Source organism: Brevibacterium sp. NPDC049920 (genome assembly GCF_040656435.1).
GTDB lineage: Bacteria > Actinomycetota > Actinomycetes > Actinomycetales > Brevibacteriaceae > Brevibacterium > Brevibacterium pityocampae.
Genome location: NZ_JBFAMF010000010.1, coordinates 36,485 through 54,519 on the forward strand (window position 1 = coordinate 36,485; position 18,035 = coordinate 54,519).

The 18,035-nt window shown below is 72.0% G+C and carries 14 protein-coding genes and 1 tRNA gene; 10 read left to right on the forward strand and 5 right to left on the reverse strand.

Translation table 11 applies throughout. The features are described 5' to 3' along the window. The first annotated feature begins 48 nt into the window (after positions 1–48). The 7 genes from eno (at position 49) to AB0I45_RS11035 (ending at position 6,931) form a co-directional block, all read left to right on the forward strand. Entirely contained in the window at positions 49–1,329 is a 1,281-nt protein-coding gene (gene eno, locus AB0I45_RS11005; RefSeq protein ID WP_137319151.1) for a phosphopyruvate hydratase, read from the forward strand. Between the two features lie 182 nt (positions 1,330–1,511). Beyond that, positions 1,512–2,153 (forward strand): septum formation initiator family protein, encoded by a 642-nt coding sequence (locus AB0I45_RS11010; protein ID WP_175406911.1) that lies wholly within the window; start codon positions 1,512–1,514, stop codon positions 2,151–2,153. Then, complete coding sequence (locus AB0I45_RS11015; RefSeq protein ID WP_137319153.1) at positions 2,150–2,647, forward strand: DUF501 domain-containing protein; 498 nt, start codon at positions 2,150–2,152, stop codon at positions 2,645–2,647. The genes AB0I45_RS11010 and AB0I45_RS11015 overlap by 4 nt, the downstream gene beginning before the upstream one ends. A gap of 107 nt (positions 2,648–2,754) precedes the next feature. Next, positions 2,755–3,711 (forward strand): Ppx/GppA phosphatase family protein, encoded by a 957-nt coding sequence (locus AB0I45_RS11020; RefSeq protein WP_295688125.1) that lies wholly within the window; start codon positions 2,755–2,757, stop codon positions 3,709–3,711. A 43-nt stretch (positions 3,712–3,754) separates the two neighbouring features. Further along, positions 3,755–5,269: a S8 family serine peptidase gene (locus AB0I45_RS11025; protein WP_295688123.1), complete on the forward strand. Its 1,515-nt coding sequence runs from the start codon at positions 3,755–3,757 to the stop codon at positions 5,267–5,269. Between the two features lie 32 nt (positions 5,270–5,301). Continuing rightward, positions 5,302–6,675: an NAD(P)/FAD-dependent oxidoreductase gene (locus tag AB0I45_RS11030; RefSeq protein WP_137319155.1), complete on the forward strand. Its 1,374-nt coding sequence runs from the start codon at positions 5,302–5,304 to the stop codon at positions 6,673–6,675. Between the two features lie 182 nt (positions 6,676–6,857). Next, a tRNA-Leu gene (locus AB0I45_RS11035) sits at positions 6,858–6,931 on the forward strand. A 130-nt stretch (positions 6,932–7,061) separates the two neighbouring features. Here the strand turns inward: AB0I45_RS11035 and AB0I45_RS11040 are convergent. Continuing rightward, positions 7,062–7,832 carry an SGNH/GDSL hydrolase family protein gene (locus AB0I45_RS11040; protein ID WP_295688118.1) on the reverse strand — a complete coding sequence of 257 codons (771 nt, stop codon included), beginning with the start codon at positions 7,830–7,832 and terminating at the stop codon, positions 7,062–7,064. A 225-nt stretch (positions 7,833–8,057) separates the two neighbouring features. Between AB0I45_RS11040 and ppk2 the strand changes: the two genes are divergently transcribed. Then, entirely contained in the window at positions 8,058–8,960 is a 903-nt protein-coding gene (gene ppk2 / locus AB0I45_RS11045; RefSeq protein ID WP_137319157.1) for a polyphosphate kinase 2, read from the forward strand. Between the two features lie 193 nt (positions 8,961–9,153). Here the strand turns inward: ppk2 and AB0I45_RS11050 are convergent, their stop codons facing one another. Then, entirely contained in the window at positions 9,154–10,305 is a 1,152-nt protein-coding gene (locus AB0I45_RS11050) for a TIGR01906 family membrane protein (protein WP_295688111.1), read from the reverse strand. 72 nt (positions 10,306–10,377) lie between these two features. After that, positions 10,378–11,304 carry an AEC family transporter gene (locus AB0I45_RS11055; RefSeq protein ID WP_295688108.1) on the reverse strand — a complete coding sequence of 309 codons (927 nt, stop codon included), beginning with the start codon at positions 11,302–11,304 and terminating at the stop codon, positions 10,378–10,380. A 287-nt stretch (positions 11,305–11,591) separates the two neighbouring features. On the opposite strand from AB0I45_RS11055, the gene hrpA reads away from it, so the two are divergent. Continuing rightward, positions 11,592–15,743, forward strand: a complete 4,152-nt coding sequence (gene hrpA, locus AB0I45_RS11060) for an ATP-dependent RNA helicase HrpA (RefSeq protein ID WP_295689984.1) — start codon at positions 11,592–11,594, stop codon at positions 15,741–15,743. Positions 15,744–15,882: 139 nt separating this feature from the next. Here the strand turns inward: hrpA and AB0I45_RS11065 are convergent, their stop codons facing one another. Beyond that, on the reverse strand, positions 15,883–16,458 hold the full coding sequence (locus AB0I45_RS11065) for a LysE family transporter (RefSeq protein WP_247618851.1): 576 nt from the start codon (positions 16,456–16,458) through the stop codon (positions 15,883–15,885). 94 nt (positions 16,459–16,552) lie between these two features. Here AB0I45_RS11065 and AB0I45_RS11070 point away from each other — a divergent pair, with 94 nt between their 5' ends. Then, complete coding sequence (locus tag AB0I45_RS11070) at positions 16,553–17,491, forward strand: ArgP/LysG family DNA-binding transcriptional regulator (protein WP_295689982.1); 939 nt, start codon at positions 16,553–16,555, stop codon at positions 17,489–17,491. Positions 17,492–17,594: 103 nt separating this feature from the next. Here AB0I45_RS11070 and AB0I45_RS11075 read toward each other — a convergent pair whose 3' ends face one another. Beyond that, the gene (locus tag AB0I45_RS11075) at positions 17,595–17,966 is read right to left on the reverse strand and encodes a hypothetical protein (RefSeq protein ID WP_295689980.1); all 372 of its coding nucleotides are present in this window, start codon (positions 17,964–17,966) and stop codon (positions 17,595–17,597) included. Positions 17,967–18,035: the final 69 nt, after the last annotated feature.

Consider the following 18,035-nt stretch of genomic DNA (forward strand, 5'->3'; position numbering starts at 1 on the left):
TGGTGGAGTTCTCCGCCGTCGAACTGTGAGCGCGACAGAGGAGCAGGCATGGCCGAAATTCTTGCAGCCAATGCACGAGAGATTCTTGATTCCCGCGGCAACCCCACCGTCGAGGTGGAGGTGCTGCTCGAGGACGGCTCGGTCGGCCGGGCCGGAGTGCCGTCGGGCGCATCGACCGGTGAGTACGAGGCCGTCGAGCTGCGGGACGGCGATCCCGAGCGCTACCTCGGCAAGGGCGTGCAGGGCGCGATCGACGCCGTGCTCGACGAGATCAACGACGCGATCGCCGGCATCGAGGCCGACGACCAGCGCCTCGTCGACCAGGTGATGATCGACCTCGACGGGACCGACAACAAGTCCCGACTCGGCGCCAACGCGATCCTCGGCGCCTCGCTCGCCGTGGCCCGGGCCGCCGCGATGTCCGCCGACCTGCCCCTCTACCGGTACCTCGGCGGGCCCAACGCCCACGTCATGCCGGTGCCGATGATGAACATCCTCAACGGCGGCTCCCACGCGGACTCGAACGTCGACATCCAGGAGTTCATGATCGCCCCGATCGGAGCGGCGACCTTCCGCGAGGCCCTCCAGTGGGGTGCCGAGGTCTACCACGCGCTCAAGGCCGTGCTCAAGAAGCGCGGACTGTCCACCGGGCTCGGCGACGAGGGCGGCTTCGCCCCCAACCTCGACTCCAACGCCGAAGCCCTCGACCTCATCATCGAGGCGATCGAGAACGCCGGCCGCCGCCCGGGCAAGGACATCGCGCTCGCCCTCGACGTCGCCTCGAGCGAGTTCTGCGAGAACGGCACCTACACCTTCGAGGGCGGGTCGAAGACCGCCGCGGAGATGACCGCCTACTACGCCGAGCTCGTCGAGAAGTACCCGCTCGTGTCGATCGAGGACCCGCTCGACGAGAACGACTGGGACGGCTGGATCGGACTCACCGACGAGCTCGGCGACGCCGTGCAGATCGTCGGCGACGACCTCTTCGTCACCAACCCGGAGCGCCTGCAGCGCGGCATCGAATCGGGTGCCGCGAACTCACTGCTCGTCAAGGTCAACCAGATCGGCTCGCTGACCGAGACCTTCGATGCGGTGTCGCTCGCGCAGACCCACCAGTACACCGCGATGATCTCCCACCGCTCGGGCGAGACCGAGGACACGACGATCGCCGACCTCGCCGTCGCGACGAACGCCGGGCAGATCAAGACCGGTGCGCCGGCCCGCTCCGAGCGCGTCGCGAAGTACAACCAGCTGCTGCGGATCGAGGAGCAGCTCGGCGACGCCGCGCGGTACGCCGGGCGTGCGGCGTTCCCGCGCTTCCGCGCCTGAGCACGGGTCCGATCGCTCGGCCCGGGTGAGTTCGCCCGGATGAGCCGGAGACGGGTCCGGGCCCGCTGAGCAGGGCCGATCCGTGCGGACACACCGGGGTCAATCCCCGTCGGGGAAGGGAAGGCAGGGCACACTGGGTGTGTCGCGCCTTCCCTTCCCCTATGTGCGATTCCCGAGGTGTCATGAGCAAGCAGCGCAGGCGAGCCAGGTCGAGACCGGCCTCTGCCGCGCCCCCGCGCAGCCGCACCGGCACCTTCCGCAGCACCCGCCCCGCCGCCGTCGCGGCCGCCGATCCCGAATCGGTCGACGTCACCGCGGCCGGCCGGCGGATCTCCCTGCGCAGCCTCATGCTCATCGCCGTCGCGGTGGTGCTCGTGCTGATGTTCGCCCCGAGCATCAGCACCGGGATCCGCCAGTGGCAGCAGATCTCCGCGCTGGAGAAGGACATCGCGACCACCGGCGAGGAGGTCGAGCAGCTCAAGGACAAGCAGGAGCAGCTCCACGACCCGCGCTACATCGAGCGCGTGGCGCGGGAGGAGCAGTTCTACGTCAAGCCGGGGGAGGACGCCTACATCGTCGTCGACGACACCGTCGGCGACACCACCGCGGAAGGCGCCTCGACCGACGCCTCCGGCGACCGCGTCGACCGTCCCGTCCGGTCCCAGCCCTGGTACATCGAGCTCCTCGACTCCCTCAGATCCGTGGGCTACGCGACCAAGGAATCCGCCCCGCCGGAGGAGACCGAGCGCGGGAGCGGCGACGAGGAGCGGGACGCGGCCGCCGCGCGACACAGCACCGAGACCGGAACCGAGGACAGCCGATGATCACCCCGTGCACCACTGCCGACACCGCCACGATCCGCGAGCAGCTCGGCCGGATGCCGCGCGGCGTCGTGGGAGTCGCCGCCCGGTCGGCGGCCGGCGAGCCGCTCGTCGTCGCCACCGCGCCGCGCCTCGAGGACGGCACGCCGTTCCCCACCACCTACTACCTCACCCACCCGGACTACGTCGCCGAGTGCTCGCGCCTCGAGGCCTCCGGGGTGATGGCCGAGTGGACCGCCGAGGTCGCCGCGGACGAGGACCTCGCCGCCGCCTACCGGGCCGCCCACCGCGCCTACCTCGCCGCTCGCTCGCGGATCGGGAAGGATGCCGGGCTCGCCGAGGTCGAGGAGATCAGCGACTTCTCCGCCGGCGGCATGCCCACCCGCGTCAAGTGCCTCCATGCGCTCGTCGGCCACGCGCTCGCCGCCGGCCGCGGCGTCAACCCGATCGGCGACCGCGCCCTCGACCTCCTCGAGGGCGTGCCGAAGCCCGCCTGAACCCGCCCGGACGCCGCACGCGGCACGGGCCGGCGGCACCCGCGCCGCCTGCATCCGCAGGCCCCCGCCCGGCTCGGACCGGACGCCGACTGTCCTAGAGTGAAGCCATGACACGTGTAGCCGCCTACGACTGCGGAACCAACTCCCTGCGCCTCCTCGTCGCCGACATCACCGGCGACCGGATCACCGAGCTCGCCCGGGAGACGACCATCGTGCGCCTCGGCCAGGGCATCGACGCGACCGGCGAGTTCGCGCCCGAGGCGCTCGCGCGGACCTTCGCCGCGTGCGAGGAGTACGCCGCGATCGTCGGACCGCTGGCCCCGGAGGCGCAGCGCTTCGTCGCCACCTCCGCCAGCCGCGACGCCGGCAATCGGGAGGAGTTCTTCACCGGGGTGCGCGAGCGCCTCGGCCTCGATGCCGAGGTCATCACCGGCCGGGAGGAGGCCGAGCTGTCCTACCTCGGCGCGGTATCGGGAGTCGCGGACGCGTCGACCACGGCGCCCTACCTCGTCATGGACCTCGGCGGGGGATCGACCGAGCTCGTCCTCGGCACCGACACGGTCGAGCAGGCCTTCAGCATGGACATCGGCTCGGTGCGCCTCACCGAGCGCCACCTCCGCTCCGATCCGCCCACGGAGGGCGAGGTCGCAGCCGCGCTCGCCGACATCGACGCCGCGTTCGCCGAGGCCGAGCAGCACGTCGACGTGTCCCGCGCCCGGACCTTCGTCGGCGTCGCCGGGACCATCACGACGATCACCGCTGCCGCTCTCGACCTCCCGGCCTACGACCGCGAGGCCATCCATGGAGCCGAGCTCACCGCCGAGCAGACCGCGGACACGACGCAGCGGCTCCTCGGGATGACCAGCGAGGAGCGCGTCGGGCTGCCGTACATGCATCCGGGCCGTGCCGACGTCATGGGCGCCGGCGCCCTGATCTACGCCCGGCTGGTCGAGCGGATCGGGCGGCGCGTCCGGGACGCCGGCGGCGAGCTGCGGATCCTCACGAGCGAGACCGACATCCTCGACGGCATCGCGCTGGGCCGGGCGCGCGACGCCCAGGCCTGAGATGACGCGGGTTCCGGTGGACGGCGCGCGGGCGCCTGGCGCGGTGCGCGGTGCACTCGGCGGGGTGTGCGCGCTCGCGCTGCTCCTCGGGGGGCAGGTGCCTGCGCTCGCCGTCGCCGGCGAGGTGCCCGGTCAGCGTGCGACGGCCACCTCGGCGGCGTTCCCGACCTCGGCCGCGGTGCCTTCTGCCGCCGCGATGCCCACCTCGGTGGCCGCACCCGGCACCGGGGTCGCCCCGCCGGAGACCGCGGTCGAGCCCGAGCCCGCACCGGAGGAGTCGGCTCCCGGCACCGCACCGGGCGGCGGCCCCGCGGCCGGCCCGGGCCAGTGGTTCATCGACGACTACGGCATCGACACCCTGTGGGAGCAGACCACCGGTGACGGGGTGACCGTCGCCGTGATCGACTCCGGGGTCGACGACTCGCACGAGAACCTCACCGACACCGTGCGCGATGCCCGCGACTTCAGCGGCTCGGGCACCGACGGCCGCATCCCGATCGGACCGGAGGCCAATCAGCACCACGGCACGGCGGTGGCCGGGGTCATCGCCGGCAACGGCGACGGGGCCGGGCCGACGGGGGTGGCCCCGGACGCGGAGCTCCTGTCCGCCTCGATGTGGCTGGGCTCCGGCCTGCCCGAGGGCGCGAAGTCCTCCCGCGAGCAGGCCGTCGACGCGATCCGCTGGGCCGTGGACAGCGGCGCCTCGGTCATCAACATGTCGCTCGGCTGGGACGACCCGGCCTGGCCCGAGTCCTGGGACGAGGTCTTCGCCTACGCCTACAGCAAGGACGTCGTCATCGTCGCCTGCGTCGGCAACAGCTCGCAGGGTGCGACCCAGGCGTGGTCCCCGTCCACCGTCCCCGGGGTCGTCGGGGTCGGTGGCCTGGGCCAGGACGGTCAGGTGCGCCACCCCTCGACCGCACCCGGCACCGCCGTGGACGTCATGGGCCCGGCCGAGGAGATCCCCGTCCCCTTCCACACCGGCGGCTACGCGCAGGCCGCCGGCTGCTCCTTCGCCGCCCCCGTGGTGTCCGGCGTCGTCGCACTGCTCCGCAGCGCGCACCCCGAGCTCAGCGCGGACGAGGTCGTCGCCGCGCTGGAATCGACGGCCACCGCGGTGCCCGGCCACGACGGGCGCAGCACTCCGGAGTCACCGGACCCGGTGATCGGCTGGGGGAGGATCCAGCCGGTGTCCGCACTCGAGTCCGGACCGCCCGCCGAGGTGCCCGTCGCGGCCGAGGAGCTCGCCTCCTGGGTGCATATGCACCGGCAGGCACCTGCCGAGGACGATGCGGGTCTCTCCGCATCCGCAGGCGGGCCCGAATCGCAGGCCGCGACCGAACCCGGTGGTGCGCGGCCCGCGGCCCGCACCCCCGTGCTCGGACCGGTCGTGCTCATCACCGGGGGCGTGACCGCCCTCGTGCTCGCCGCGCTCGCCCTCGTCCGGGCCCGCCGCGCCGCCCGGGCGACAGCCCCCGCGGAGTCCGCGGACGGCCCGGCAGACGATCCCGGGGAGGACCCTGCAGACGGCCCCGGGGAGGGCCGTGGAACCCGGTAGTGAAAGTTTTCACAAAGCGTTAGCATGAGGACATGGCTTTGATCAGAAACAGCAAACTGCGTCCTCGTATCCTCATCGTCGGCGGCGGCTCCGTGGGCCTGCTCGCTGCTCAGCACCTGCTCAAGAACCTGGGCCGGGGAGAGGCGACGGTCACCGTCGTCGACCCGAACCCGTACATGACCTACCAGCCGTTCCTCCCGGAGGTCGCCGGCGGCAACATCGAGCCGCGCCACGCCGTCGTGCCGCTGCGCCGCAACCTCAAGGGCGCGGAGGTCATCACCGGGGCCGTCACCCGCATCGACCACGCTGCGAAGTTCGTCGTCGTCGAGCCCGAGGGCGATGAGCCGTTCGAGCTCGACTACGACCAGATCGTGCTCGCCGCCGGCTCCGTCGCCCGCACCCTGCCGATCCCGGGTGTGGCCGAGGAGGCCATCGGCCTCAAGCGCATCGAAGAGGCCGTCGCGCTGCGTGACCACGTCCTCAACCGCATCGGCGAGGCGTCCCTCATGGAGAACGACGAGCAGCGCCGCCGCGCCCTGACCTTCGTCTTCGTCGGCGGCGGCTTCGCCGGCATCGAGGCGCTCGCCGAGCTCGAGGACCTCGCCCGCTCCGCCGTGGGCCAGTACGAGACCCTCACCGAGGCCGACCTCCGCTTCGTCCTCGTCGAGGCGATGGGTCGCGTCATGCCCGAGGTCGGGGAGGCCCAGGCCCGCTGGGTCGTCGATCACCTGCGCGAGCGCGGCATCGACGTCTACCTCGAGACCTTCCTCCAGGACTGCACGGACAAGCACTGCAAGCTCTCCAACGGCGAGGAGTTCGACGCCGACACCATCGTGTGGAGCGCCGGCGTCAAGGCCAACCCGGTCCTCGTCGACTCGGACCTGCCGATCGACGAGCGCGGCCGCGTGACCGTGCGCGCCGACCTCCGGGTCGAGGGCGAAGAGGGCGTCGTCGACGGCGCCTGGGCGGCCGGCGACAACGCCGCCGTCCCGGATCTGTCCGGTGGGGGAGTCGGCGGCTTCTGCGTGCCGAACGCCCAGCACGCCGTGCGCCAGGCCCCGGTCCTCGCCGCGAACCTGCTCGCCGCGCTGCGCGGGGAGACCGAGTTCCAGCAGTACTTCCACAAGACCATCGGCTCCGTGGCGGGTCTCGGCCCGTACAAGGGCGTGTCGCAGATGGGCAACTTCGAAGCACGCGGCCTGCTCGCGTGGCTCATGCACCGCGGCTACCACGGCTACGCGATCCCGACCGTGGACCGCAAGGCCCGTGTGTTCGGCAACTGGGCGCTCAACCTCGTCTTCGGACGCGACTCGATGCCGCTCAAGGATCTCGACGTGCCGCGCAAGGCCTTCGTCGAGGCCGCGCACTCGAAGCCGGCTCCCAAGAAGGAGCCCGCGAAGGCCTGATCACCCCGGCCTGCCGGTCCACGTGACCGACGCCGCCGCGCCCCGCCTCGGACTCCGAGGCGGGGCGCGGTGCGTCTGCGCTGCGGTGGTGCGGGTCGACGGAGGGTGCGACTCGTAATCGCATCCCTGTGTAGGCTGAGATCACCGGCTCCGCGCGGTGGTGATGCACACCCGGAGCCTGCGCCCTCGTAGCCCAATCGGCAGAGGCAGCCGACTTAAAATCGGTTCAGTGCGGGTTCGAGTCCCGCCGGGGGCACCCGTTTCATGAGTCGCGTCCTCACCCTCCGGGCGCGGGCGATGAGCCCCCAGCCGGGCACGACCGCCGCGGCGAGCATGACGATGTCGTAGGCCACAGCAAGGTACAGCTGCGGTGTGCCGTCGTGCGCTCAGTCCTGCGGGCCTCCGCAGTCGGGGAACGCCGGGCCGCTCGGTTCGTGGGCGGAGTACGCGGCGAGGAACGCACCGGCGATGATCGAGTAGCCCTCGGCGTTGGGATGCAGGCCGTCGGAGAGCGTGTCCACGGTGCCGCGGAGCGGATAGCCGAGGTCGAGGTACTCGACCGTGCGCGCCTCGGCCGCGGTCCGGATCTCATCCCCGAGCTCGTCGAGCCGCTCGGCAGGGACGTCGTCGCGGTGGAACGGCGAGGTGGCGACGATCGGGGTGTCGGGCAGCGCATCGCGCAGGCCTCCCAGGGTCCTGGCGATCGCGGCCCGCTGATCGGCGTCGGCGGAGTTCGCCGCCGTGGACACGACGACGAAGTCCGGTTCCGCCTCGATCGCCTCCGGGACCCGGTCGACGTAGGCCGTGTTCGGGCGGACCCGATTGCTCACCGCGTAGCTCGAGCCGCTGACCGCGATATTGACCTCGTTCCATCCCTGCTGCCGGGCGACGATCGTCGACCAGCGTTCCGACTCGGTGTCGACGCCCGCGCCGACGGTGAACGAATCGCCCATGAACACGGCGGTGGGCTCGTTGAGGCAGCCGTGTGCGGCGGTCGGGTCGCCGCTCGGCGCGCCCTCCGCGGGGCCGTCGGCCTGGCGCGGGGCACCGGAGCAGGCGGTGAGGAGGAGTGCGGCGAGCCCGGTGACGGCGAGGAGGGTGCCGCGGACCGACTGTCGGGCGGTGCGGGGATGAGTGGTGCGGGGACGAGGTGCCACCGGGCTCCTTCGGGATGCGGGCGGTGTGCTGGGTCGCTCACGATCGTACCGGCGGTCTCGGTGCCGGTCCCACCTGCCCCGGTGACGCGGGTTCGACCGGCGGCGGGCACCTCGGGAGCGGCAGTCCGGGGGAATGACAGGACCGGGATGCTCACACTGCGGCGGTTCACTCGCAGTTCACATGCGGGTGAATAGACTGGGAGCACGGCCATTCGAAGGAGAATCATGCATCCTCACCAGCGCGAGAACCTGCGCGAGTACATCGACAAGCTGCGGCTCGAGGGGTATACGGTCCAGGAGGGACACACTGCGGACCCCGACCTCATCGACCCGGGCGGCAAGGCCGTGGAGACCTGGCGCGAAGGCTACCCGTACGACGAGCGGCTCGATCGCGAATCCTACGAGATGGAGAAGTACAAGCTCCAGATCGAGCTGCTGAAATTCCAGTACTGGGGCCAGGACAACGGGCTGCGCCACGTGCTCCTGTTCGAGGGGCGCGACGCGGCCGGCAAGGGCGGCACGATCAAGCGCTTCACCGAGCACCTCAACCCGCGTGCGGCTCGCGTCGTGGCGCTCAACAAGCCCTCGGACCGCGAGCAGGGCCAGTGGTACTTCCAGCGCTACGTCCAGCACCTGCCCACGGTGGGCGAGATCGTGCTGTTCGACCGCTCCTGGTACAACCGCGGCAACGTCGAGCGCGTCATGGGCTTCTGCTCCGACGAGGAGTACGAGACCTTCATGCGTCAGGCCCCGGTGTTCGAGCAGATGCTCCTGGACTCCGGGATCCACGTGACGAAGTTCTGGTTCTCCGTCACCCAGCACGAGCAGCGCACGCGGTTCGCGATCCGCCAGCTCGACCCGGTGCGGCAGTGGAAGCTCTCGCCGATGGACCTCGAATCGCTCGACAAGTGGGAGGAGTACACGGCGGCGAAGGAGGCGACCTTCCTCCGCACGGACACCGACTACGCACCGTGGGTGACGATCAAGTCGAACGACAAGAAGCGCGCCCGCCTCAATGCGATGCGCTACTTCCTCAACCAGTTCGAGTACGACGGCCGCGACGACTCGGTGGTCCACCCGGCCGACGAGAAGCTCGTGCAGCGCGGACGCGACGCCGTCGGCGACTGAGCCGCAGGGCCTCGCACGGGCAGATCCTGTCCGACTGCGCGGTATCCGAAGAGCGACGCGCAATTGCGCGCTTCGTCTCGGATACCGCGCAGTTCGCGTGTAGAGCGAGAGAGAACGGGGCCGGGTGACAGGGGAAAGCCACCCGACCCCACGTGTGTGTCGGCCTTCGTTCGGTCCGCGCCGCGGCCTTGGCTCAGACGGTCTCGGTGCGCTTCGCCTCGGTGCGCTCGGCCTTGCGGGCCTTCCGGCGCGCGCCCGCGCCCATGAAGCTCAGGATCAGGGGGATCAGGGCGCCGACCAGGATGATGACGCCGACCGCGATCCCTGCATCGATCCAGAACGGGGCGGGGAACAGGCGGATGAGCGCGTCGTCGAGGTAGAACTGCCACGTCCCCTGATCGAAGAACAGGGTGTGGAAGCCGGTGAAGAACCGGTCCCAGCCGAGCACCGCGAGGACCGCGAGCGCGGTGGCGGCGACGAACGTGAGGACGGCGCCCCAGCGGATGCCGTGGCGCAGGCCCGGGCCGGTGCGGCGGGACAGGTAGAGCGCGAACACGACGCCGACGACCGCGGCGATGACGCCGACGAGGTAGAGCAGCTGGACGAGCGCCTTGACGTCGGCCATGTGCGTGATCTCCTCGGCCGCGAACACCGGCACCCCGTTGGGCAGGACGACATCGGCGAGGTAGCGGCTCGAGTCGAGGTTGTTGAGGTAGTCGACGGCATAGGAGCCGTAGTGGAGCCGGTCGTCGGAGGTGAAGCCGTAGTCGTCGACCGGGAACCCGGGACGGTAGAAGTACTCGAACTTGAGGAACAGGCCGGAGGCGACTGCGCGCACCGCGATCGCGGCGAGGACGAACGGCATCGCGAGCGTGATCCAGATCGTGCCGATGACGTCGAGCGCACCGAATCGGCCGGTGCCGGGCACGTCGACCTCGCGCGAGCGGTCTCCGCGGACATCCGCAGTGCCCTTCCGGCCGGCCTTCCCGGCCTTCCCGGTCTTCCCGGCACCGCTCGTGCCCGCCGCCGAGGCGCCTGCGCCGGCTGCTGTGCCGCCGCCGAGGATCGCCCACTCCTCATCGGAGAGCAGCGCCGGCTTCCCGGAGCCCGCGCCCGTGTCGGCACTTGCCTGAGCAGGCTTCGCCGCGGTGTCGGTGCCGGCCGAGCGTGCCGGGGTCTCCCGGGTGGGGCCGGGGTCGTCGTGGAAGGTGTCGAAGGCCTGGGTGTCCTCGAGATGCGAACCGGAGGCCCGGTCGTCGGCCGCCGGGGCGCGGGACGGTTCGGTCCCGGAGCTCAGGCGGCGCGAGAGCAGGTCATCGGAGTTCTTCGGGTCATCGGTAGCCACCCCACCATTGTTCGTCCCCGGCCCGGCCGCGCGGCGGACCGACACGCACTAGCGCCGAACTCGGGGCGCCGCTCAGCCGCCGAGGAGCACCGCGACGACGATCATCGTCGGCACGGACAGCACCGTGGTGATGAACACCGCGTCGCGGGCCAGCCGCTCGGCCTGGTTGTACTGCATCGCGTAGATGTAGACGTTCTGCGCCGTCGGCAGCGCGGAGGTCACGACGATGCCGAGCAGGTCGAGCCCGGAGTATCCGAGCAGCGGACCGCCGATCGCCCAGGCGATCGCCGGCTGGGCGAGAAGCTTGAGCACGGTGATGAGGGTGAGCTGGCGGCGCGAGCCGGGCGCCGGCAGCGTCCAGCCGTCCTTGAGGGAGATCCCGAACGCGAGCAGCGCCCCGGGCACCGCGATCGCCCCGAGCATCCCGAGCGGCTCGTGGATCACTCCGGGCAGCCGCACGCCGGCGACCGAGCACACGACGCCCACAGCGGCACCGATGACGATCGGGTTGCGGAGCACGACGACGATCGCCTTCCACCACTCCCGGGTCGCACCCGGCCGGGTCGCGTCGAGCAGCGCCATGCTCACCGGACCGAGCACGACGAGCTGGAACAGGAGCACCGGTGCGACGTAGCTCAGATCGCCGAGCACATAGGTGGCGATCGGGATGCCGAGGTTGCCGATGTTGACGTAGCCGATCGACATCGCGCTGATCGTCGACTCCCCGAGCGAGCGCCTCCGCCACCACTTCGTCACGATGAAGCCGAGCACCGCGAGGAGCACCGCCGAACCGCCCGTCGCCAGCAGCGCGGAGGAGAAGATCATCCCGACGTCGGTGTCGGCGAGGGTGACGTAGAGGAGCGCGGGGGTCGCGGCGTAGAACACGAGCTTGGCGATGACCTGCTGCCCGGACGGCCCGAGCACCCCGCTGCGGCCGAGGAGCAGGCCGGTGAGCACGACGACGGTGATGACGCCGAAGCCCTCGAGCACTCCGATCACCGCTGCCTCCTTCTCACTCCGCACTCGGCCCGCGCACGGGCCGGTCGGCCCGCCCGTGCGCCTCGGCCCACCTGCGTGCCGCGACCCAGCCTAGACCCGCAGCCGCGGAGGCGAGCGGCCGACCGCACTGCGGGCACGGTGCACGGCCGCGGCGCAGTGCCCGCCACCCGTGCCCGCCACCCGTGCCCGCCACCCGTGCCCGCCGCCCAACGGCATGACCCCGCCACCCGTGCCCGCAGCCCGTGCTCGCCGTCGGCACCTCGCGTCCCGGTAGTCTGGGAGCCGTCATGACCGAGAACCGATCGTCCCGCCCCGCCCGCCGCCGCGGCTCCCGCTCCCGGGGCCGCGGCCACCAGGAGAACGACCGCGGCCGCCGCGGCCCGCGCGAGAACCGCCGCAGCGCCGCCCTGCGCACCGCGCGCCAGGGCTTCGCCCCGCACATCACCTATCCGCCGCAGCTGCCGGTGAGCGAGCACCGCGACACCATCGCCGCGGCGATCCGTGACAATCAGGTCGTCATCATCGCCGGTGAGACCGGCTCGGGGAAGACGACGCAGATCCCCAAGATCTGCCTCGAACTCGGCTACGGCATCGACGGGATGATCGGCCACACCCAGCCGCGCCGGATCGCCGCCCGCGCGGTCGCCGCCCGCCTCGCCGAGGAGCTCGACGCGGAGCTCGGCGGGGGCATCGGCTACCAGGTGCGCTTCACCTCGCAGGTCGCCGACAGCACCCGGGTCAAGGTCATGACCGACGGCATCCTCCTCGCCGAGCTCCAGCACGATCGCCGGCTGTCGGCCTACGAGGTCATCATCATCGACGAGGCGCACGAGCGCAGCCTCAACATCGACTTCCTCCTCGGCTCCCTCGCCCGGCTCCTCAAGGAGCGCCCGGACCTCAAGGTGATCATCACCTCGGCGACGATCGACCCGGAGTCCTTCGCCGCCCACTTCGACGACGCCCCGATCATCCGCGTCTCCGGCCGCACCTACCCCGTCGAGGTCCGTTACCGCCCGCTCACCGATGACACCGCCGCATCCGACGACGACGCCGACGGCCCGGGTGCCGACGGTGACTACGAGGCCGGGGCGGCGGACCAGACCGAGGGGATCCTCGCCGCGGTCGACGAGCTCCTCGCCGAACCCCCCGGCGACATCCTCGTGTTCCTGTCCGGCGAGCGGGAGATCCGCGACACCGCCGAGGCGCTCGGCAGCCACCTCGCGCGCCGTCCGCGCACCCAGCACTGGGAGGTCATCCCGCTGTTCTCCCGGCTGTCGTCCGCGGAGCAGCAGCGGGTGTTCGCCGCCCACCGGAACCCGCGCATCGTCCTCGCCACGAACGTCGCGGAGACCTCGCTCACCGTGCCCGGCATCAAGTACGTCATCGACGTCGGCACCGCCCGGATCTCCCGCTACTCCAACCGCACCAAGGTCCAGCGCCTGCCGATCGAGCGGATCTCGCAGGCGAGCGCGAACCAGCGGATGGGCCGCTGCGGGCGCACGAGCGACGGCATCTGCATCCGGCTCTATTCGGCCGACGACTTCGCCTCCCGCCCCGAGTACACCGATCCGGAGATCCTGCGGACCAACCTCGCCAGCGTCATCCTCCAGATGTGCTCTCTCGGGTTCGCTCGCACCGAGGCCGACATCACCGGCTTCCCCTTCCTCACCCCGCCCGACCCCCGCGCGGTGCGCGACGGCCGGATGCTCCTCGGCGAGCTCGGCGCGCTGCGTCACGACGGGGACGCGATCCGGCTCACCGGGATCGGCCGGAAGCTCGCCCGGCTGCCGATCGATCCCCGGCTGGCGCGGATGCTGCTCGCCGGGGCCGAGGCGGGATGCGGCGGGGAGGTCGCCGTCATCGTCGCCGGGCTCTCCATCCAGGACCCGCGCGAGCGCCCCACCGAGGTGCGCGCCGAGGCCGATGCGCTCCACGCCCGCTTCCGCGACGAGGCGAGCGACTTCCTCTCCCTGCTCACCCTGTGGAACCATCTCCAGGACTCCGCGGCGACCCTGTCGTCCTCGAAGTTCCGCCGGCTCTGCAAGGCGGAGTTCATCAACTTCGTCCGGGTGCGCGAATGGCAGGATCTCGTGAGCCAGCTCCGCTCGCTGCTCGGTGGGGCCGGCGTCCACATCGAGCGCTCCCGGTGGCGCCCCCTCGAGGAGGAGGAATCCGGTGCCGCCGGGGCGGTCGGTGCGCCTGCCGGGGACGCCGGCGGCGGACGGCGCGGCGCTCAGCAGGGTGGCAAGGCCCAGCGCGGTGGGAAGCCCCGGGGCCCTTATGACGACGAAGCGGTGCAGATCCACCGTGCGCTGCTCACCGGCCTGCTGTCGATGATCGGCGTGCGCACCGAGACCGGGCGCGGCGACCGGGCGGGCGGACGCTCCGGGCGCGGTGAGCGCGGCGGACCGGGCCGCGAGTACCAGGGTGCGCGCGGCACCCGGTTCGCGATCTTCCCCGGCTCCGGCCTCAGCCGGTCACGGCCGGAAGTCGTCGTGGCCGCCGAGCTCGTCGAGACCTCGCGGCTGTGGGCGCGCACCGTCGCCGTCGTCGAACCCGAATGGATCATCGAGGCCGCCGGACCGCTCGCGCTGCGCCGGCACAGCGAACCCCACTGGTCGCAGCGCAGCGGTTCGGCGATGGCCTACGAGACGGTGACGCTCTACGGGGTGACCCTGAGCAGCGACCAGCGGGTGGGCTACGGGAAGATCGATCCGGTCGTGTCCCGCGAGCTGTTCATCCGCCACGCGCTCATCGACGGCGAATGGCGGGAGAGCCACGCCTTCCTCCGCCGCAACGCCGCCGCGATCGCCGAGGCCGAGGAGCTCGCCTCCCGGGTCCGCAACCGACGCCTGCTCGCCGAGGACGAGGTGCTCTTCGACTTCTACGACGCCCGCCTGCCGGAGACCGTGGTATCCGGCGCCCACTTCAACTCCTGGTGGAAGACGGTCCGGCAGGACCAGCCCGAGCTCCTCGACATCCCGGTCGAGGCGCTGCTGAGCGACGACTCCGCCCAGCTGTCCTCCCGGGCCGCCGCCGACTTCCCTCTCGAATGGCCCCTGCCCGACGGCACCGCCGCCCGGCTGCGCTACGCCTACGACCCCGGCTCGACGTCCGACGGGGTGACCGTCGAGATCCCCGCCGACGCCCTCGAGACCGCCGATGCCGACGCCTTCACCTGGCAGGTGCCCGGCCTGCGCCACGAGCTCGTCACCGCGCTCATCCGCTCCCTGCCCAAGGCCAAGCGCCGCTACTTCGTGCCCGCCCCCGACGTCGCCTCCGAGGTCCTCGCCGGCCTCACCCCGTACGAGGGCCGGCTGCCTGAGGTGCTCGCTGCGTCGCTCACCGCCCGCGCCGGGGGAGGGGAGCTCACCGACCTCGTGCCGATCACCGTCACCGCCGACGACTTCGACCGCACCCGGATCCCGCCCCACCTCGTCATGGAGTTCGCCGTCATGCGCGGGGACACGGCAGTGACCCGCGACCGGGACCTCGGCGCCCTGCGCACCGCGGTCCCCGCCCCGGCACCGGCAGCCCGCGCCACCAGAACCGGGTTCGCCGAGCGCACCGGGCTCACCGGCTGGACCTTCGGGGAGCTGCCGGGGCCGATCGAGCAGGGGTCGGTGACCCTCCACCCCGGCCTCCGCGACGACGGGGACGCGGTGACGCTCACCGTGTTCCGGGACGCAGACGAGGCGCGCCGGGAGACGCAGCGCGGCATCGTCCGGCTCCTCGCCCTGCGCCAGACCGAGGCGCTCGCGCACGTCACCCGCGAGCTCGGCAACGCCGACAAGCTCGTGCTCGGCGCCCACCGGTCCACCGGCCACGACCCGCTGCAGGACGCGGTTCTCGCCGCGATCGCCGGACTGCCGGCAGTGGTGGAGGACGGTCCGGCGGTGCGGACGGAGGTGGAGTTCGAGGCGCTCGCCGTGCGGGTCAACGCCGGGATCATCGCAGCCCTCGAATCGACCGCGGCGCTCGTCGCGGAGATCCTCCGGCTCGGCGACGCACTCGACCGCGCGGTGACGAAAGCCTCCTCGCTGACGCTGCTCGCCAACCTCGCCGACGTCAAGGACCTGCGCGCCGATCTGCTCGCCGCCGGCTTCGTCTCAGCGACCCCGCCCGCCCGATTGCGCCGCCTGCCGGTCTACCTCGCCGCCGCGCTGCACCGGGTGGACAAGATGGGGGAGTCCGCGGGCCGTGACAAGCAGCTCATGGACCGCGTGCGCGCCGTCGAATCGAGCGTGCGCACCAAGCTCACCCGGACCACGCGGCTCGAGCCCGCGCCCACCGCGCAGCTGAGCGCCCGGCTCGGGGAGGACTGGAACCGGGTGCTCTGGGACCTCCACGAGCTGCGGGTGTCCCTGTTCGCCCCGCACCTCGGCACCGCCCACACGGTGTCCGAGCAGCGCATCGCCAAGGCGCTCGCGAAGATCTGAGGCCGCGCGCAACCCGCCGGCGAAGGGGGAGATCCCGCGATTCCTGCAGTCTCCCGCACAATCCGACCAGGATCCGGGGGTGGGTGCAGGAATCGCGGGACTTCCGCATCCTGCCCCGCCGGGCGCGCTCAGCCCGGGATCAGTGGCCGAAGATCAGGCGGAGGCTGATGAGCACCATGACGATGCCGATCGCGATGTCGACGATCTGCCACACCCGGGGCCGGGCGGCGTACGGGGCGAGCGCATGGGCGCCGAACCCGATCGCTGCGAACCAGGTGATCGATCCGAGGACCGCGCCGGCGGTGAACGCCCAGCGGTCCGTCCCGAGCTGGTTCGCGAGGCTGCCGATGAGGAGCATGGTGTCGATGTAGACGCCGGGATTGAGGAAGGTCAGCGTGAGCGTGGTGATGATGACGGTCCGCAGCCGCACGGAGCCCCGGGTCGCGGTGAGCCCCTCGGGCTTCGCCGCGGAGCGGAACGAGGTGTAGGCGAACCACAGCAGGTACGCCGCGCCGCCCCAGCGGAGCAGGTCGAGGAGGATCGGCGCGCGCTCGACCACCGCGCCGATCCCCGCGGTGCCGAGCACCATGAGCAGCGCGTCGGCGACCGAGCAGATGACGACGACGAGCGCGACGTACTCGCGCCGCATGCCCTGCCGCAGCACGAAGGCGTTCTGCGGGCCGACGGCGATGATGAGGGACCAGCCGGTGAACATCCCGGTGATGACATGTGTGAGCACGCAGTCGACTCTAGATCCGGCCCGGTATCAAGTGAAGCGCAAGAAAATCATCGTGATGCACAATTGCTTCATGCATGCCGATCAGCTCGCCGCTCTCCGCGCCGCCGTCGACCACGGCTCCTTCGAGGCCGGAGCCCGTGCGCTCCACATCACGCCCTCGGCCATGAGCCAGCGCATCCGCACGCTCGAGGCGGGCGTCGGCAGCGTGCTCGTCCTGCGCACCCTGCCGGTCGCCGTCACCGAGGCCGGGCAGGTCATCCTCCGCCTCGCCCGCCAGATCGACCTGCTGGAGACCGAGGCGCTGTCCCGCCTGCCCGGGCGCACCGCGGACGCGGAGAGCGGGGGAGGGTCCGAGGTGCTCGCCCTGCGGATCACCGTCAACGCCGATTCGCTCGCCACGTGGTTCCGACCGGTCTTCGACGCCGCCGCGACGTGGACGGATGCGGTGCTCCAGGTCGAGATCGCCGACCAGGACCAGGCCGACCGGGCGGTCGCCGAGGCGCAGTCGATGGGGGCGACCTCGTCGCGCGCCCGGCCCCACCACGGCTGCCGGGTCACTCCGCTGGGAGTCATGCGCTACGTCGCCGTGGCCGTGCCCGAGCTCCTCGAACGCTGTCCGGCCGGCCCCGGAGTGCCGCAGGGGCTGCACGCCGACATCCACCGGATGCCGATGGTCGACTACGGGCCCGACGACGAGCTGCAGGGGAGGTTCCTCGCCCGCTGGGATGCCGTCCGTCCGCAGCGGCGCACCCTCGTGCCGAGCTCCGCGGAGTTCCTCGCCGCGGTCGAGGCGGGGCTCGGCTGGGGCATGCTCCCCGAGCTCCAGCTCGCCGGCAGCACCGCCGAGCTCATGCCCATCGCGGCTGCCGGCCGGAACCACATCGACGTGCCGATCCACTGGCACCGGTGGAAGATGCCCTCGGACGTGCTCGAGCGCCTCGAGACCGCAGTCGTCGATGCCGCGCGCGTGCTGCGGCCGTTCGAGGAGGGGGCACGGCGCCGCAGGTGAACGACCGCGGGACACGGGGGATGAGACGCCGGGGTCGGGAGGCTGGTGGTGCGACCCAGGGGATGAGGTGCAGGCGATGAGCGACTGCGGGCCGGGCGCCCCGTCAGGCGGGGCCGGTGAGGCCGAAGAGCAGCCAGCTCACCGGCAGCAGGGCGGCGCAGGCGAGTGCGCCGAGCGCCCAGCCCACCCGCCAGCGCCACGTCCGGCGCCGCGTGCCCACCCACAGGCACACGAGCGTGCCGAGCAGGGAGACGAAGCCGGCGAGCGTGAGGAGCACGAGCCCGACGATCGTCCACGTGTCCGTGCCGAGGCTGACGACGTAGAAGCCGATCTGCCCGATGAGCAGGGAGAACTGGACGGACAGCCACACCAGGGGGAGCGCGCCGAGCGCGGCGACGATGAGCGGCAGGCGGCGCAGCCAGCGGTCGCCGGCGGTGCGGTCGCGGGCGACCCGCGAGTACTCGGACTCTTCCATCACCGCCCACAGTAGCCGCTGACACGATAGGGTGCAGGTGACCCGGCACCCACCCGGTGCTTCAGCTTC

Coding starts and splice junctions, on each gene's coding strand:
- eno (WP_137319151.1), top strand. CDS start 49: ATGGCCGAAATTCTTGCAGCCAATGCACGAGAGATTCTTGATTCCCGC.
- AB0I45_RS11010 (WP_175406911.1), top strand. CDS start 1,512: ATGAGCAAGCAGCGCAGGCGAGCCAGGTCGAGACCGGCCTCTGCCGCG.
- AB0I45_RS11015 (WP_137319153.1), top strand. CDS start 2,150: ATGATCACCCCGTGCACCACTGCCGACACCGCCACGATCCGCGAGCAG.
- AB0I45_RS11020 (WP_295688125.1), top strand. CDS start 2,755: ATGACACGTGTAGCCGCCTACGACTGCGGAACCAACTCCCTGCGCCTC.
- AB0I45_RS11030 (WP_137319155.1), top strand. CDS start 5,302: ATGGCTTTGATCAGAAACAGCAAACTGCGTCCTCGTATCCTCATCGTC.
- ppk2 (WP_137319157.1), top strand. CDS start 8,058: ATGCATCCTCACCAGCGCGAGAACCTGCGCGAGTACATCGACAAGCTG.
- hrpA (WP_295689984.1), top strand. CDS start 11,592: ATGACCGAGAACCGATCGTCCCGCCCCGCCCGCCGCCGCGGCTCCCGC.
- AB0I45_RS11065 (WP_247618851.1), bottom strand. CDS start 16,458: ATGTTCACCGGCTGGTCCCTCATCATCGCCGTCGGCCCGCAGAACGCC.
- AB0I45_RS11070 (WP_295689982.1), top strand. CDS start 16,553: ATGCATGCCGATCAGCTCGCCGCTCTCCGCGCCGCCGTCGACCACGGC.
- AB0I45_RS11075 (WP_295689980.1), bottom strand. CDS start 17,966: ATGGAAGAGTCCGAGTACTCGCGGGTCGCCCGCGACCGCACCGCCGGC.